Annotated in this window: 9 protein-coding genes; 2 read left to right on the forward strand and 7 right to left on the reverse strand. The window is 50.8% G+C overall.

Annotated elements, in window-relative coordinates:
* Positions 1 to 37 precede the first annotated feature (37 nt).
* Both nosR and METTU_RS13540 read left to right on the forward strand, forming a co-directional pair.
* A complete protein-coding gene (nosR, locus tag METTU_RS13535) occupies positions 38 to 1,438 on the forward strand; it encodes a response regulator c-di-GMP phosphodiesterase, NosR family (protein WP_006892275.1) in 1,401 nt (466 codons plus the stop codon).
* 261 nt (positions 1,439 to 1,699) lie between these two features.
* A complete protein-coding gene (locus tag METTU_RS13540) occupies positions 1,700 to 2,635 on the forward strand; it encodes an HD-GYP domain-containing protein (RefSeq protein WP_050897784.1) in 936 nt (311 codons plus the stop codon).
* 159 nt (positions 2,636 to 2,794) lie between these two features.
* On the opposite strand, the gene METTU_RS13545 is transcribed toward METTU_RS13540, so the two are convergent.
* From METTU_RS13545 to METTU_RS22550, 7 genes are all read right to left on the reverse strand, one after another.
* The gene (locus tag METTU_RS13545) at positions 2,795 to 5,881 is read right to left on the reverse strand and encodes a sensor domain-containing protein (RefSeq protein ID WP_006892279.1); all 3,087 of its coding nucleotides are present in this window, start codon (positions 5,879 to 5,881) and stop codon (positions 2,795 to 2,797) included.
* A 99-nt stretch (positions 5,882 to 5,980) separates the two neighbouring features.
* Positions 5,981 to 8,770, reverse strand: a complete 2,790-nt coding sequence (locus METTU_RS21825; RefSeq protein WP_006892280.1) for an ATP-binding protein — start codon at positions 8,768 to 8,770, stop codon at positions 5,981 to 5,983.
* Positions 8,767 to 9,990 (reverse strand): urea ABC transporter substrate-binding protein, encoded by a 1,224-nt coding sequence (locus METTU_RS13555; protein WP_006892282.1) that lies wholly within the window; start codon positions 9,988 to 9,990, stop codon positions 8,767 to 8,769. The genes METTU_RS21825 and METTU_RS13555 overlap by 4 nt, the downstream gene beginning before the upstream one ends.
* A 35-nt stretch (positions 9,991 to 10,025) precedes the next feature.
* Positions 10,026 to 13,862, reverse strand: coding sequence for a PAS domain S-box protein (locus METTU_RS13560; protein ID WP_006892283.1), 3,837 nt, complete (start codon positions 13,860 to 13,862; stop codon positions 10,026 to 10,028).
* 43 nt (positions 13,863 to 13,905) lie between these two features.
* Positions 13,906 to 14,658: an Hpt domain-containing protein gene (locus tag METTU_RS13565; protein WP_006892284.1), complete on the reverse strand. Its 753-nt coding sequence runs from the start codon at positions 14,656 to 14,658 to the stop codon at positions 13,906 to 13,908.
* Positions 14,659 to 14,768: 110 nt separating this feature from the next.
* On the reverse strand, positions 14,769 to 15,833 hold the full coding sequence (locus METTU_RS13570) for an HD domain-containing phosphohydrolase (protein ID WP_006892285.1): 1,065 nt from the start codon (positions 15,831 to 15,833) through the stop codon (positions 14,769 to 14,771).
* Between the two features lie 193 nt (positions 15,834 to 16,026).
* Positions 16,027 to 16,965: a PilZ domain-containing protein gene (locus METTU_RS22550; protein ID WP_006892286.1), complete on the reverse strand. Its 939-nt coding sequence runs from the start codon at positions 16,963 to 16,965 to the stop codon at positions 16,027 to 16,029.
* Positions 16,966 to 17,150 lie beyond the last annotated feature (185 nt).

A 17,150-nucleotide genomic window follows, 5' to 3' on the forward strand; every position in this document is an offset into this window, starting at 1 on the left:
CAGCCATGCCGATTAACATAAATCCGGAGCTATTATTATGCTAATTGCCCCGGCTAGCGACGCGCCTGACAAATCTGCTGCCATATTGTTTGTCGATGATGAAGCGAATGTGCTTAAAGCCTTGCGACGCTTATTTCATAATGAACCGTATACCGCCTACTTTGCCTCAAGCGGTGCAGAAGGGCTGGAGATATTGCGACAAAATGCCGTTGACCTGATTATTTCCGATATGCGTATGCCGGAAATGAGCGGTGCGGAATTTTTAGCCCAGGTTTTCATGCAATGGCCTGAGACTATCCGCATTTTACTGACCGGTTATGCCGATTTTCAATCAACGATTGATGCCGTCAATAAGGGCCGTATTTACAATTACTGCAATAAGCCCTGGAATGATGAGGAACTTAAATTACTGGTTCGCAATGCCCTGGAACAAAAGCATCTGCGCGAGGAGCGGGATCGTTTATCCGGCATTGTTCTCCAACAAAATACAGAATTAAAAGAGCTCAACGAACATCTGGAAGAAAAAGTCGAGCAGCGTACCGAACAGCTCAAGAACACTATGCAGCATCTTGACCGGGCAAATAACAATCTAAAAAAGCAATATATTGATTCCATTAAGGCATTCTCACGTATTATTGAAATGCGCCCCGGCATTAAAAGCGGACAGTCGAAATATATCGCTGAAAAATCCTTGTTGGTTGCGCGCAAACTGGACATGAACACGGAAGAGAAGCAAAATATTTTTTATGCCGGATTGCTGATACAAATCGGCAAGATGAGTTTGCAGGATAGCTTGCTGGCAGAGCCTTACTACTCAATACCTCTTATCGACATACGCCGTTATTTAAAACATGCGGTAGAAGGTGAAGCTTTATTGAAGGGATTGACTCAATTAAAAGGCGCATCTATTTTAATCCGGCATCAATACGAACGTTATGACGGCTCAGGCTTTCCCGACGGTCTGGCGAAACAAAAAATCCCCCTGGGCTCCCGTATTCTGAATGTGGTCGGCGACTATATCGCCTATCTTGAGGGTTCAATGACAGGTGAAGCCATGTCCGTCAGCGCCACGATCAATCAATTAATGAGTCGAAAAGAAAGCTATTACGATCCTGATGTTATCGACACTTTTATTAAGGTGCTCAAGGAAGACACATCCATTGAAGAGGATGTGGTTGTGGAACCACCTACGGTTAAAAAATCATGGAAGAACAGCAAACTATTTAATGGATCACAAAATACTACCGTGGAGCGTCCGGTTATGGAAATTTCATGGATGCAACTGAAACCCGGCATGGAAGTCGAAAGTGTTCATTTTGAGAACAAGCCTTATATTAAAAACTGCATTATCGATCAAAAAATAATTAATAATATCAACTCATTAAGAGAGAACACCGGTAAAAACCCGGTCATTAAAATTCGTATGGGCAAGAAATGATTCATGCATGGCTATCCCTGCCATGCACCCTCCGGGTAAATGCAAATCTGCTCCGGGCAGATTTGTCATGCATGGCTATCCCTGCCATGCACCCTTCGGGTAAATGCAAATCTGCTCCGGGCAGGTTTGTCATGCATGGCAATCCCTGCCATGCACCCTTCGGGTAAATGCAAATCTGCTCCGGGCAGGTTTGTCATGCATGGCAATGTATCGCTCCTGCATGGAAATGCAGCTAAATAAACACTTAAAGAAACTCAACGAATGGAAGAAAAAATCAATAAATATATCGAAGAGTTCAAAAAGGCTACGCAACATCTTGACCATGCAGATATGCGTCTGAAAAAACTGGATATTGATTTCGTCAGAAAACTCTCACATATCATTGAAACGCACCCCGGCATAAAAAGCGGACAGTCAAAATTTATCGCCGAAAACGCCTTGCTGATTGCGGGTGGATTGGACATGAATGCAGAAGAAAAGGTAGATATTCTCTATGCTGGATTGCTGCTACAGCTCGGCAAGATAAATTTGCCGCATAGGTTGCTGATAAAGCCTTTTTATTCAATGTCTACTGTCGAAAAATACCATTATTTAGGGCACGCGATAGACGGTGAAGTTTTATTGCATGGATTGACGCAGTTTAAAGGTGCCGTTACTTTAATCCGCCATCAATACGAACACTATGACGGCCAAGGCTTCCCTGATGGCCTGGTTGAACACGATATTCCCTTAGGATCGCGTATCCTCAGTGTGGTCGGTGACTATATCGCGTTTCTTGATGGTTCAATGACAGGGGCAGAACTGTTTGCCGATGCCGCACTCAGTCAATTAATGATTCGGAAAAACAGCTGTTATGATCCTGATGTTGTCGACGTTTTCATTAATGTGCTCAAAGGCGCAACCGTTGATGAACTCAAAGACGCACTCGTTAAATCGAAACTACTCGCTGTGGCTACAGAGCGATGGAGGAAAGGAGTCCTGCTTAATTCGCGGAATAAGGATCTCCATTCCTCGACAATTGTTGAGATTTCATTGCCGCAACTGAGACTCGGGATGAAAGTGGATAGCATCTATTTTGGGAGTGAGCCTTATATTAGAAATTGTATTGTGGATCAAACGATAATTGACAACGTCACCCGGTTAACAAAAACCAACGGTAAATATCCCATCATTAAAATTTTCCTGAGTGTGAAGTGATTCATGCATGGCTATCCCTGCCATGCGCCCTCCGGGTAAATGCAGATCTGCTCCAGGCAGATTTGTCATGCATGGCTGTCCCTGCCATGCCGATTTGTGTTGTTCTGTGGGTAAGCGGTTCAACCGGTCTCAGGCAGAAAACTCGGCAGACTCCCCCCGTTAAACGCTTGAAACTTGCCGCGTACCTGAAACATAAGCGTGTTTTTGGATGAACGCGCTTTCGAATTCCTCTACCGGCACAGGCTTACCGAATAAGAATCCCTGATAAGTGAAGCAGCCGTTACTTTCCAGGAAATCCCGCTGTTCTTCCGTTTCCACACCTTCGGCAATAACTTCAATGCCCAGATTGGTGGCCATACCGATGATAGTCTGCACAATCACCGCATCGGTGGGTTTAATGGCCACATTACGTACAAAACTCTGGTCTATTTTCAACTGATCAAGCGGAAGTTGCGTTAAATAAGCCAGTGATGAATAGCCGGTGCCGAAATCGTCTATAGAGAAACGCACGCCGATCTTCTTGAGCGCCTGCATTTTAAAAATAGTCTCGTTAATATCGCCCAATACCAAACTTTCCGTGAGTTCCAACTTGAGCTTATCGGGATCAATGGCGGTCTTTGTCAGCAAGGCCGATACCTGATCGACGAAGCCGGACTGGTGAAACTGGCAGGCGCTGACGTTGACGGCCAAATGCAAATAACTCAAGTCAGGATCGAGTTCCCAAGCCTTGAGTTGACTACATGCGGTTTCCAGCACCCACAGGCCGATCGGAACAATCAATCCGGTATCCTCAGCCAGAGGAATGAACTGGGCGGGGGAAACCATTCCCTGTTCCGGATGCTGCCACCGCAACAACGCTTCGGCGCCAAAAATCGCGCCGAGGTTATCGACCTGCATCTGGTAATAAAGCTTGAGCTGGTTGTCCGGCAAGGCACGACGCAGATCCGCTTCAAGCGCTATTCGAATCTCCATCGCGGCATGGGTGGCCGGATCGAAAAAGCGGATAGCATTGCGCCCGGATCGCTTGGCTTGATACATGGCGATGTCGGAGCGCTTAAGCAGTTCGTCCGCCGTCAGTTCATGGTTGAGGAATAAGCTAATGCCGATACTGGATGAACTATGGTATTCGTGTCCCTGCAAATCGAAAGGTTGATCGATGGCCGCGCGAATTTTCTCGGCGACAGTCTCGGCCTGTACCGCTGCCTCTTCGGCTGCCACACTGAGCTCACCCAGAATGATCAGAAATTCATCGCCGCCCAAACGGGAAACAGTATCATCGGCGCGGACACAGGCTTGCATCCGGGTAGCAATCTCAATCAGCAGCAAATCACCGATATGATGCCCCTTGGTATCGTTCAACTCCTTGAAATTATCCAGATCGATGAACAGGATTGCGCCGTGGTTATGGTGCCGTGCGCTGAACGCCAAGGCCTGCTGCAACCTGTCCTGCATCAGGCGGCGATTGGGCAAATCGGTAAGCGGATCATAGAACGCCAGATTGTGAATCGTTTCTTCGGCCTGTTTTTTCTGCGATATATCTGAAAACGTGGCGACATAGTGAGTCACCTGCTTACCCTCGACAGTCGCAGCGATAATGCTGAGCCATTGTGGATAAACCTCGCCATTCTTGCGACGGTTCAAAATCTCTCCCTGCCAGCACTTGTCGCGATTCAGACGCTTCCACATCGCCTGATAGAACTGGGCGCTCTGGCAATCGGATTTAAGCAGGCGACCCGGAGTCTGACCGATAGCCTCCTCGGCGGCATATCCGGTGATCCGGGTGAAGGCCTGATTGACCTTTAGAATAACCTGGTTTGCATCGGTAATGGCTATGGCTTCCAGAGACTCTAATGCAATTGCGGCGATACGCAAATCCGCTTCCGCTTGCTTACGCTCGGAGATGTCGCGGACAACCGCCTGGAGAACCGTCTTGCCATCCAGTTCCATGGCACTCAGTAACACATCGGCAGGGAAACTCTCGCCGGTATCGGCTCGCTTGTGCATCCACTCAAAGCGATGCGTACCCTTCTCGATTGCGGCATCGATCCAGCGGGCCGACAGCGTCATCGAGTCGATACCGCAAGCTTGCAGCGGCGGTGACAAATCGGAGGGATGTTTTGAATAGAACTCTTCCGGTGTCGTATAACCAAAGATTGTCAGAGTCGCCTTATTACAGTCGAAAAAACCTTTATCATCCAGTAGCATTATTGCATCGCCGGTCATATCGTAGAGGGTGCGAAACTTTGTCTCAGAATGGCGCACCGCCTCATCCGCCTGCTTTTGCTCGGTGATGTCGCGGCCAAAAGCGAATGCCCCCATAATTTCCCCGTCACTACCGCGTTCGGCAACAAAACGGACATGATGGATACGCAGGTCGCCGTTAGGCGCTACTACCAGAACCTCGATATCTTGCAATTCACCGGTAGAGATCACCTGTTGCAGCTTCGCTTGATAGTTCTCTACGCCGATGCAGCCATCGAATCTGCTTTCCATAGGGGTCTTGCCGATCAGCAATTCAGGCTTGACGTCCACCGTCATTTCCATCATACGGTTAACGTAAACCGCGCGGCAATCCAGATCGTAGCGAATGATATTGTCCGGCGAACTGTCCACCAGGGAATGAAGTTCCTGCTCGCGGCTGGCGACGGAAATACGTAGCATCACATTCTCGCGCAAAGTACGATAGGTGAGTTGCGAAATCATGTCGGTGAGCAGCAGAAATAGCGTAATCATCACGCTCATCGCGGTCTGGATTTCCGTACCCTCAAGTAACAATCTCACAATCACCGCTGTCAGCGCAGGCAATGTGAATACCAGTAAGGATACCCTGTCAATTGACAGCGTAGTAATGGCGGCAGACGCCATCCCCCCAAGCGCAAAAGTCAAAAATACCTGATGCGGAAGATCATGCGGGGGAAACATCAATAGACTTGCCAACCCCCACACCACGCCGATTGCAGCGATACTGATACGGAAACGCTGCAACCAGACGCTATCATCGCCCGGCGCGCCGCGACGATGCGCAAAAAACAGCAGCATACGTGCGCCCAATGTAACCATCAGCAGCATCAGCCAACCGGTGACAGCAGGCGGGGCCACAATACTCCACTGCATAGCCGCAAGAATCAATGCTACCAGCACATTCCCGACCACCGCCGTTGGCGTGTTGGCGTAAAGCGATCTTACCTGCTCAGTGCGAATCGCTGCCGCCTCCCCAGCGGCAGGTATGTTAATAAAATCTTGCATGTGATTGATGATTGAGTTGAATAAAAAACATCGACGGCGTTATCGGCAGAAACAAGGACAACTTGGCTGATCTCCGACAGGCAACATGTAAATCTCTTTTTATTTCAGTAAGGTGTCCAGCAAAGCCAGAAGCTTCGGAACATCCAGCGGCTTGGTCAAATACTCGGTGAAACCGGCGGCCAGGCCTTTTTTTACATCACGCTCCATGGCGTTGGCGGAGATAGCGATGACCGGAATAGCGCAAGTAACGGGATTGCCCTGTAAATGACGCAATGCCTCAAATCCATTCATGCCCGGCAGGTTGATGTCGAGCAAAATAAGATCGGGGGGATGTGCTGTTGCAATGTCCAGCCCCTGCTCTGCGGTACGGGCATCAAGCAGCAACAGACGGGTATGCGTAGAAATTATTTTTTGTATCAAACGCAGATTGGCCGGGTTATCTTCGATATAAAGCAAAGTACGCGCCGTAGCATAGGTGTTCTGCATGTCTTCAGTGGAACGAAAATCCGATGGCAGATAATCTTTTGCCTCAGCCGCGGGCAACTCCACCCAAAAAGTGCTGCCGGCACCGACAACGCTTTCCACGCCGATAGTTCCGCCCATCGCCTCGACCAGGCGCTTGGACAGCGCCAGTCCGATTCCGGTCCCCTCAATACCGTCATAAGCCGATTCGATACGCTCGAAAGGTTTAAACAAACGCGTCATGGCATCAACCGCAATACCGCGCCCGCTGTCGCACACCGCAATCCGAATCCGGCCCGCGGCTACGGGTTGACAGGTAATATGGACGTTCCCCCGATCGCGGTTATATTTAATAGCATTGGATAACAGATTAAGCAGAATCTGACGCAACCTTAACCGGTCGGCCTGCACGGTACCGGTGCCGTCTATATCCAGCTTAAGTTCGATCCGGCGTCCCAAAGTCAATGGCTGTAGCAATGCCATACACTCCCCGATTAGCAACGGCACTTCTACCGGCTCCAGCGATAACTCGATCCGGCCGGTCTCGATACGCGCCAAATCCAGCACCTCGTTGATCAATTCCAGCAGGTGTTGCCCGGCATGGCGGATCTCGCGGACATTGTCAGCCTGATCGAGCGTGATCGGGGTTTCCCGATCGGTCTCCAATAATTGCGCAAACCCCATAATGGCATTCATCGGTGTCCGCAGTTCGTGACTCATGCGCGATAAAAATTCGGACTTGGCGTTATTGGCTCGATCGGCTTCTTCCTTCGCCTTAAGTAACAGCTCGGTGCGCTGTTGTACACGCTGTTCGAGTTCTTCATTAAGGTGTTTAAGCGCCAGCTCCGTCCGCTTAAGTTCGGTCACATCCTGCACCGTACCCACCGAGCGAACCGGTTTGCCGTCAGTATCGAAGTACGATGCGCACCGTTCGGTCACGTACTTAACCCGTCGATCGGGCATTAACAAACGATGGGTGATTTCGTACGGTTGCTGAGTCAGTAAAGATCCGCTGTAAGCCTCATTAACGGCATCGCGGTCCTCCGGATGTATGGCATTGAGAAACGCCTCATAAGTCGCGCCAAATTGATCTTTGTCGATTTCGAACAAATGATAGATTTCATCGGACCAGATCAATAGACTGTTGCTTAAATTCAGCTCCCAACTTCCTACTTGGGCAATATGCTGCGCATCATTCAACTGTTCCATAGCCAGCCGGATATCGGTTGTACGCTGTTCAACCTGCCGTTCAAGATCCGTGTAATGAAATTGTAAATGTTCCGCCATGGTGTTGAAGGAAACAGCCAGTTGCTGAAATTCATCACACCCGACTAGCGGAACCCGGCGATTCAAATCCCCTCCTGCAATTCGCTCCGTGGCGGTTATCAGTTGCCGGATCGGGGCAACCAGGGTACGGCCAAACAGCAGCGCCACTATGCCTGCAACCAGCAACAAAAAACCCAGCGCGATCAGGCTGATTGTTTGTAAGCGGTAAAGCGGAGCGAAAGCTTCGACGGCATCCATCTTCACCACCATGCCCCAGCGCAAAGCGGGCAGGTACCGCCACGCGCCGATAACCTCCACATCCGCATAGTCACGAGTAATACCCTGGTCATGGCCGCCGGAAAGAGCCGACTGCATCGGTTTGGCTACCTTATCCAGCGGCACACGATAATGGAAGGCCGCATCCGGAATGTGTCGCAAGGCACCGACATAAAGTGCTTCATCACCGTCGAGTTGCGCCAAAACCGTTTCGCCTGTCTTGCCCAAACCGGTGGTATCGCTGGTGACGGCGGTGAGTTTATCCAAATCCATTTGCAGTGCCAGAGTACCGATTACCTTGCCTGCCTTAAACAGCGGAGCCACGATGAAAATGGCCGGTTTGCCGGCGGATGGCGCATAGGAATGGGCCTGCGTAATTTGGATGTCGAGCAGCGCGATAGCTTCCCGATGAGCGTTGGCCAGCGCAGTCTCGCGATAAGGGCCGGTGTTGAGATTACTGCCGAAATCGGGCTCATGCAGAATAGAAAGCACCACATTACCGGCCGTATCGGTCAGCAACAAATCGTAGTAATGACTGCTCTCAAACAGGGTACGAAAAAAATGACTATAAACACCGTTCTCTGCCCGGTAGCGTAACGAACCGAGGTCTTCTTGGTTGGCTAATAGAATGGAATGAGCTTGCAGTGCGTCGAAAGCGACAAATAATTGCGTCAGCAACCGGACATCAGCCATACGCTCATTAATATAGGCGTCAATCTGATCCGCCTTTTTGTCAGCGAAGGAAGAAAGATTTTCTTGTTCGGACTGCTGCAAGGTGCGCTCAAAAGCCTGGACGTAAAGCCAAGCCAGTCCAGCCAGCGGCAATGGCGAGAGCAATAGAAAACCCAGCATCAGGCGCGGAATAATTTTGCCGAAAGTCATCATGGCCGACTTCCTTCCAGCAAAGCTTGCCATGAATCGCGGCTACGATAGCCGGGCCACTGACTTGGCCGGAGCGGCGCGCTCGAAGCAAACACTTGTTCGAACTGGCCATTGGGGCTTACCTTCCCCACCCGCATCATCTTCCATAAATGGCGGGTATCCGCATCCACCGCTGTTATCCCGGCAGGACTCTTGATGCTCTGCCGCAGCAAAGCCGGATCGACCCGGCCCGGTTCGCTGGAGTTCACCTCCTGCACCGTTTGCGCCCACAAATTTACGCCCGCATAGGCGGCTTCCATCGGAGCACTGATGACTCGGTCAGCGCCAAAACAAGCCTTATACGCAGTAACAAAACGATCATTCCCTTCCCCCGTCAAGGACTGAAAGTAACTCCAGACACCGTAGTGCCGGGTCAGTTGCCCACCGTTCCAAGCCTGCATTCCGCTTTCTTCCACGCTGAAAGATACCAGCGGCAGGTCGCCCAGCCCGGCTTTGACCAGAGCGGAAAAGAACGCGGCATTGCTGTCGCCGTTGAGCGTGTTGAGCACTACGTCAGGCTGTTTCCGGGCAATATCCTTGATGATTTCTGCCACGTCGGTTCCGCCCAACGGCAGATAGCGTTCATCGAGAATCTTCCCCCCCGAGGCGTTAACCAGATCGCCAATAATAATATTGGCGGTGCGGGGAAAAACATAATCCGAACCCACCAGATAAACGCGCGGCCCAAATGTCCGCATAGCCCAGCGGGTACCCGGTACGATCTGCTGGTTGGGCGCGGCGCCGGTGTACAAAATATTGGCTGATTGCTCCATGCCTTCGTACTGCACAGGATAAAACAACAGATGTCGGTGTTTTTCGACTATCGGTTTCACCGCTTTGCGACAGGCCGATGTCCAGCAACCGAACAAGACACTGACCCGGTCTTTTTCAATCAAACGTTCGGCTTCCGCAGCAAACACTTTCGGGTCGGACTTGCCATCGGCCACCACCATTTCCACCGATTGCCCCAGCAAACCGCCCTGAGCGTTAATTTCCTTTACCGCCAAGCGTACCGCATCCACCAGCGGTTTTTCGTTGACCGCCATGGTGCCGGTCAACGAATGCAATACGCCGATTTTAATGGGAATTGAAACAACCGGATAATGTTGCCTCATCATGAACCCGGCAACAATCAGGATAGCTATTAGCGCCAGTGCTGCGCTGACTTTAAGGTATTTTTTCACAACTCAATCATTCAATTTATTCGCGCCTAAATGACTCATTGTTCCGTACTATCGGAAAGCAAACGATTCACGACCGCAAGAAAGCGCATCACATTAACAGGTTTGGTAATGTATTCATCGAAACCCGCCGCCATGCCCTGTTCAATATCGCGTGGCGTGGCGTTGGCGCTGATAGCGATCACCGGCGTCTTTTTTACCGAATCCAGGGAACGCAATACATTTAACACCTGATAGCCGTCCATGCCCGGCAGGTTAATATCGAGCAGGATCAGCTCGGGATAATGCGCCGAAGCCAGCTCCAGCCCTAATTCAGAAGTATGCGCCGTAATCAACTGTACTTGCGGGTTCCTGCCCAGAATCTGGGCAATCAACCTGAGGTTAGCCGGATTGTCCTCTATATAAAGCACCGTATAACGACATTCACCGCCGGATGCCGCCTCGAATGTCATTACCTGTTCTACGTTATTGCTGCGAATATCCGGCTCCGCAGCGACTTCCGGCAACTCAATCCAGAAAGTACAGCCCCGCCCCTCCTCGCTGTCCATGCCGATAGCACCGCCCATCATTTTCATGAGCCGACGGCTGATGGTCAGGCCGATGCCGGTCCCCTCAATATCAGCGTCTTCCACGCCCAAACGTGAAAACGGCTGAAAAAGTTCCTGCCGCCGCGTTGCCGGGATACCGTAGCCGGTATCGGACACTTCCAGGCGCACGAAACCGTCCTGTACAGCCACCTGAACCAACACTTCCCCCTGCGGACGGTTGTATTTAATGGCATTGGAAAGCAGGTTTATCAGCACTTGCTTTAATCGGGTGCGGTCGGCGCGGATCACATAATCGCCAATTGCCGCATCATTTATGGTAATGCCTCGCACTTGGGCAATCGGTTTAATCAGCGTCAGGCATTCCCCGATGAGTTCAGCGCAAGACAACGGTTCCAGTGACAGATTGATGTTGCCTGACTCAATCCTGGCCAGGTCCAGTACTTCGTTAATAAGCTCAAGCAAATGGTGACCGGCCTTAAGTATCTCATCAACATAGTCCGCTTGATCCTCATTAAGTCCGGCTTCTATTTCCAGCAGCTGTCCAAAGCCCAGAATAGCATTCATCGGTGTGCGCAATTCGTGCGACATATTGGACAAAAACTCGGACTTGGCATTGTTGGCGCTCTCCGCTTCATCCCTGGCGGCGATTATTTCCTGCTCATACTGTTTGCGCTCGCTAATGTCGCGCAAGATACCGACGAAATGTTTGCTGTCGTCGATTTCCATTAATGTAACGGCCAGCTCCAGCGAAAAAATCGTACCGTCCTTGTGTTGCCCCGGCAGTTCAAGTTGTTTACCAATGATACCCGACGGTTGTCCGGCATTGTGCAGGTCAATGTATCGACCATGTTTACTGCGATAGGGTTCCGGCATTAACAGATTAACATTGCGGTTAATTATCTCAGCGGCGCTATAACCAAAGAGTTTTTCCGCGGCGGGATTAAAAGAGCTGATGGTACCGACAGAATCGATAGTGATGACAGCGTCCGCCACGTTTTCGATGATATGATTAAAAATAACCAATCGAGCCTGTTTCTCTAAAATCTTGAGCTCGGCAAACTTACGGTGAGTGATGTCTTGCACCACGCCCAGCATATTCAGCGGCGTTCCGTCTCCATCGCGTACCACATCGCCACGTTCCAGCAACCAACGCACCGTGCCGTCCGGCCATACGCAGCGATGCTCAATGTTGTATTCAGCGCCCTGTTGCACACAGGCATCAACCGCATCAATCACTTTCTGCCGATCGTCCGGGTGTATTCCATCAAGGAAATACTTGAAGGAAATTTCCCGCTTATCCTCGGGATAACCGAACAATGACCCGATACGTTCAGAACAGATGACTTTTCCAGTCTGAATATTCCAGTCCCAGGTGCCGATATTAGCGTAATGCTGGCTGCGTCGCAGGCGCTCTTCACTTTTAAGTAGAGCATCACCGGCATCGCGACGCTCGGTGACATCATCGGCAATACCGATGAAATGGCTCAGGCGGCCCTGCTCGTCATGCACCGGCGCGATGCGCAAGTCATTCCAGTACGGCGTGCCATTCTTGCGGTAGTTGTGCAACAAAGCGCCTCCGGCGCGCCCTTCCTGTAACACGGCACGAATTTCATCTACCCCGGGCTGATCGGTTTCTTTGCCCTGTAAAAAACGAGGGTTACGACCGATCGCTTCATCGCGGCTATAGCCGGTGATGCGCTCAAAGGCGGGATTGACGTAAATCAACGGCATGCCGGGCTTGTTGACATCCACCATACTGATACTGCTGGCGCTGGCCTCCACGGCCCGCTCCAGCAAGCGCAGGCGCAGCTCGGCTTTCTTGATGCGGGAGATGTCGGTACGAATGGAAACATATTGATAGGGTCGCCCGGTATTATCCAAAAAAGGCACAATACTGGTTTCCACCCAATATAAGCGGCCGTCTTTACGCCGATTGCACACTTCGCCTCGCCATATATTGCCGCATACGATGGTATTCCACATGTCGAGATAAAATTCGGGCAAATGTTCGCTCGACTTGACGATACGATGATTTTGACCCACCAACTCATTCCGGCTGTAACCGCTGATCTCGCAAAACCGGTCATTAACATAAATAAGCGTACCGGCAGCATCCGTTGCACTGACGATAGCATGGGCATCAAGCGCCTGTTGCTGTTGCTGTCGTTCCCGCTCATACAGCGTCGCGCGCAATGACTCCGTCTGTTCCCGCGTTTGCCGAAAACGCCGTGCGTGCAAAGCCACCGCCGCAACCAGAGGGTGCGGTTCAACCGGTTTGGCCAAAAAATGGTCGCCACTGCAATTCAGCGCTGAAAATTGTCTGGATGCACGTGTTTCCATCGACAGATAAACAATCGGCACCTGAGCGTATCGCTCATCATCACGCAGAATGACTGCCAGCTCCGGCCCAGAACATTCCGGCATAACCATATCCAATACCAGCACCTCGGCCGCGAAATCCTCCAGCATTTCAGGAACTTCCAGGGGATCGCCCGCATCCAGCACCGTCATGCCGGCTTGCCGCAAAATTAAGCCGTAAGCCGCCCGCTGGTCGGCGTCGTCATCAACCAGCAACACGCGAAAAGGCTCCATCGGCATCAGCGCGGCAGAGTCGGCAACTACGCGCAACAAAGCGTCGCTATCCACCGGCTTGGTCAGAAAACAGCTAGCGCCAGCCCGGTAGGCCGCAAGCTTCGCCGCCATATCCCGCCGCATTGAGATGCCGATAACCGGAAAACCGTTAAGGCTCTGCTTTTTCAGTTTCGCTATAACTCGCGTACCGGCATTATCGCCTTCGAGCAACACCCTATCCATGATCACCGCAGACGGCGGTTCGGTTGTCAGGTCGGCGGCGGCAAAAGCCGCAAGTTCGTGAAACACGTCAACCCGGTAACCCGCCCGCTCCAGCATGGAACGCAGCCAACCGGCCTGTTCCTCGTCATCGTCCACAATCACGATGCGTGGAATTTCCGTCCGCCTTCTCGATATTTGAGGAACGAAACCGTGGCCCGGATTGACCGCCTGAGCTTCCAGATTCGCCAGCGCTTTACGCATGGCATGTAGCCCATGTTCATCCTGCACTTCGTCAGCGGGTATAGCCGCCACGACCCGTTCCAAATTGCGCGCCGCCTCGGAAACCGGCATCAGTTGGTGAATACCCGCCGAACCCACCAGGCTATGCACCGCCCGATGCAAGCCCTCAAGCGACTCATGTCGGCCGCGTTCAATATCTTCCAGCAGAGTCCTGAGAATAGCTAAACGATCCGGCAGACGCGCAATAAACGCCTCCCGCATTTGGAAAAGAGTAGTCTGAATGGCATTTTCCATGATCAGTTTTTGTTACGGCTGGTCGATCGCCGCGCGCCAAATCCTAATTGCTACAGCTAGCCAACACATCACCGGCGCATCGGGCAAGCGTGGACACAAATTCCGCGTCGCGCTTAATGGTGGTGCGAATATTCAGGTAACCCGGCGCCGGAATTGAGTTGCTGCTGATCAGTATGACCGGAATATTCTTGTTACGACTATCCGATTCCCGAAGCGCCGCCACCAGTGCGAGAGCGTTAAGATCGGGTAGTTCGCGTGCGGCGACCAGCAGATCGAAAGGTTGATGAAGCAGTAATTCCAGTGCGGACAACCCTCGGTCCTGACTCACCAAACGCACCGCCAGCGGCTCCAGCACTCCCTGACAGAATTTTCGTGTAGCAACCGATGGCTCCACCAATAACACTGCCGCACACCCCGGCATGCTGGAGATGCGCAGTTGTTCCAAATCCTGCTCGATAGCCGTTGCAAAAACGCCGTCCAGTTGCGGCATCTCAGCAACGCGGCGCAACAAGTCCACATAACTCAGGGCATAGCTGACCGCCAAAGAATCAAATCGCCCGCGAGCCTCACTGACGAAACTCTCAAACTGATGACAAATACGGGCAATAAGCGGCAAGCCGAAAGTGCCGCCTGAGCCCTTAAGACTATGAACGTTACGATAAAGCTCATCAAAAGCGTTCGCCACACCCCGTTCCAGAGCCAATACACCGTCTTCAAGAAGGTCGCACCGTTCAGGCAGTTCCACCACGAATTCGTCGCGCATCCCGGCAAGTAATAGAGCAAAGTCAGCATTCATCAAAAAATCTCTTTTATTTTTAAACTCGCATTTATTAGAAAGTCTAACTCATTACGTGAATGAATCAGCATCGAGAACACTGCTCAACAGCTCAACGGGTTGGTTCGCGGTCATGCGTTATTTTCCGGCTCGGAAAACTGATCGCGAATCTTGAGGATTCCGGGTAATTGCTCCAAAAACACAGTCACCAGATCAGGATCAAAATGCGTCCCCCGATTTTCCTTGATCAGGTCAACGGCCGCTTCAACCGTCCACGCCTCTTTGTAGGGCCGTACCGAAGTCAACGCATCGAATACATCAGCCAGCGCCGCAATTCGCCCGACCAGCGGGATAGCCTCACCGGACAGGCCGTAAGGATAGCCGCTGCCGTCCCATTTTTCATGGTGCGTAAGCGCAATTTCGCCGGCGCACTTCATCAACTCGGAATCATCGCCTTCGAGAATATTGGCGCCGATGACGGCATGGGTCTTCATGATTTCCCATTCTTCGGGTTCGAATTTGCCGGGCTTAAGCAGGATATGGTCGGGAATGCCGATTTTCCCGATGTCGTGCATGGGACTGGCATGTAACATTAGTTCGCAATCGGCCTCATTCCAACCGATGGATTTTGCCAACAAGGCCGAGATGTGGCTCATCCGCAGAATATGGTTGCCGGTTTCGTTATCGCGATATTCGGCGGCGCGGCCCAGCTGTTGTACAACCTGTAACCGGGTGCGACGCAGCTCGTCGGTACGCGTCTGCACCATTTCATTCAACACGGCTTTTTGATCGTAAAGCATACGATGCATCAATTGTGCATCAAGCATATTGCGCACTCGCGCCAGCAGCTCATTGCAATAAAAAGGTTTGGTGATGAAATCGCGCGCACCTGAATTAAGGGCTCGCAGCAAAAAATCCTGACCATGCTGTGCGGTGAGTATCACTACGGGCGGAAATAGCGGGTCGTCAAGCGCCTTGAGTTGTTCCATCACCTCAAAACCATCCAGATGAGGCATATTAATGTCCAACAAAATCAGGTCGGTACGGGCCTGTCGGTAAAGCTCCAATACCTGCCTGGAATCCTGTACCAACACCAGATTACTATAGCCTTGAGCCGACAACATTTTATCCAGTAATTTCAGGTTTACCGACTCATCATCTACAATGAGAATACGTGCGACCTCCTTCTTGTACATGATGTTTACCTTATATTTATCTCTGATCGGTCTGCCGTGATTGTAGATCAACGCGCCAACTTTTCAAACTTTAACGCTCATTTTTGATCGACTTGGTAAATCCGTTTACGACTACAAGGATGGAGGGGATAAAGCATTGCATGCGCAAATGCAGAGGCGGTTGCCGACGACGAAGGGGATCTAGTCGCAACTCCTACATGCCAAAAAAAATGTAGCCGGTAATGACCGCCACGCCGATTACAGCCAGTTTGAGTTTATTGACCAAAGACTGCTCCCGCCAATAATAAAGCCAACTTGCTTTCTGATGCGCACAGGCTGCCAACAGATTGTCTTTACAACGCCGGTAAAAAGACGGCAGCACCCGCAACAGCCGGTAAAGTCCATAGACGGCAGAAGACGCTATGACATAAAAAACAATAACCTGGGTTTGATGAAGATCGGTATGAAAAAGATGTTCGATAAGGTGATCAAGATTGGACTCGATAAACTCAAAGGTAAGATGGATGATCTCGAGGAGATGCTCGAACAGAAAATGAACCAGTTCGAACAATAAGCCGAATGCGACATCAGGGGCAGCGATAAAGGCTATGATAGCGGCCAGGATCAATCCTCTAACCCTGATTTGTTGCGATCGTTTTTTAGCGACATGTGCGGCCAATAATTCGCGGTCTTCATCTTTCATATTGATGAAATGCGTGCCGACAAAATAAGGATACTGACTGCCGATGCTTTTGCAATAAACAACCTTGCCGTAAGTCACGATGGCAGTCATGCCGGATGCCAGCAGTATTTTGATGACCAGACAGTCGCCTTCTTCAAGCGCATCTTCACAATCAAAAGCCATGCCGCTTGCACTGATGTTAACGTTGCGGGTTTCGCTTTCATTAGATTGAAAGTCCGGCGCCATGATATCCGGCAAGTTTTTTTCCAGCCTCGGCAATAGCAATGCCGAATCCTGAGACACCTTTTCAAGACCTGTAGACGATGAAAGGGTGCTTGAAATATTATCGAAAACAGGTTGCGGTTCGGTCAGCAGTTTTTCATCTATTTTTTGGTAAAACAGATTAACTTCATCATAAATTCGAAAAAAAACTCTTCGGTTTTTATTTTTCGTCACGTTGATCTTATCCATAATCTACAACCTCTAAACTTTATATTGCCAGGATTTGAATACCCTTATCACACTTCAATCGTTACACGCTGTCCAGGAAACCCTCAAGTAGGCACCTTTAGACGGCGGCACGAGAGAGCTTTATAGCACAATCCGTTCGTCCGCTACTTTCACGAAGCTTTCACTCTATTGAATTAATATAATTA

The organism is Methylobacter tundripaludum SV96, from assembly GCF_000190755.2.
GTDB lineage: Bacteria > Pseudomonadota > Gammaproteobacteria > Methylococcales > Methylomonadaceae > Methylobacter_A > Methylobacter_A tundripaludum.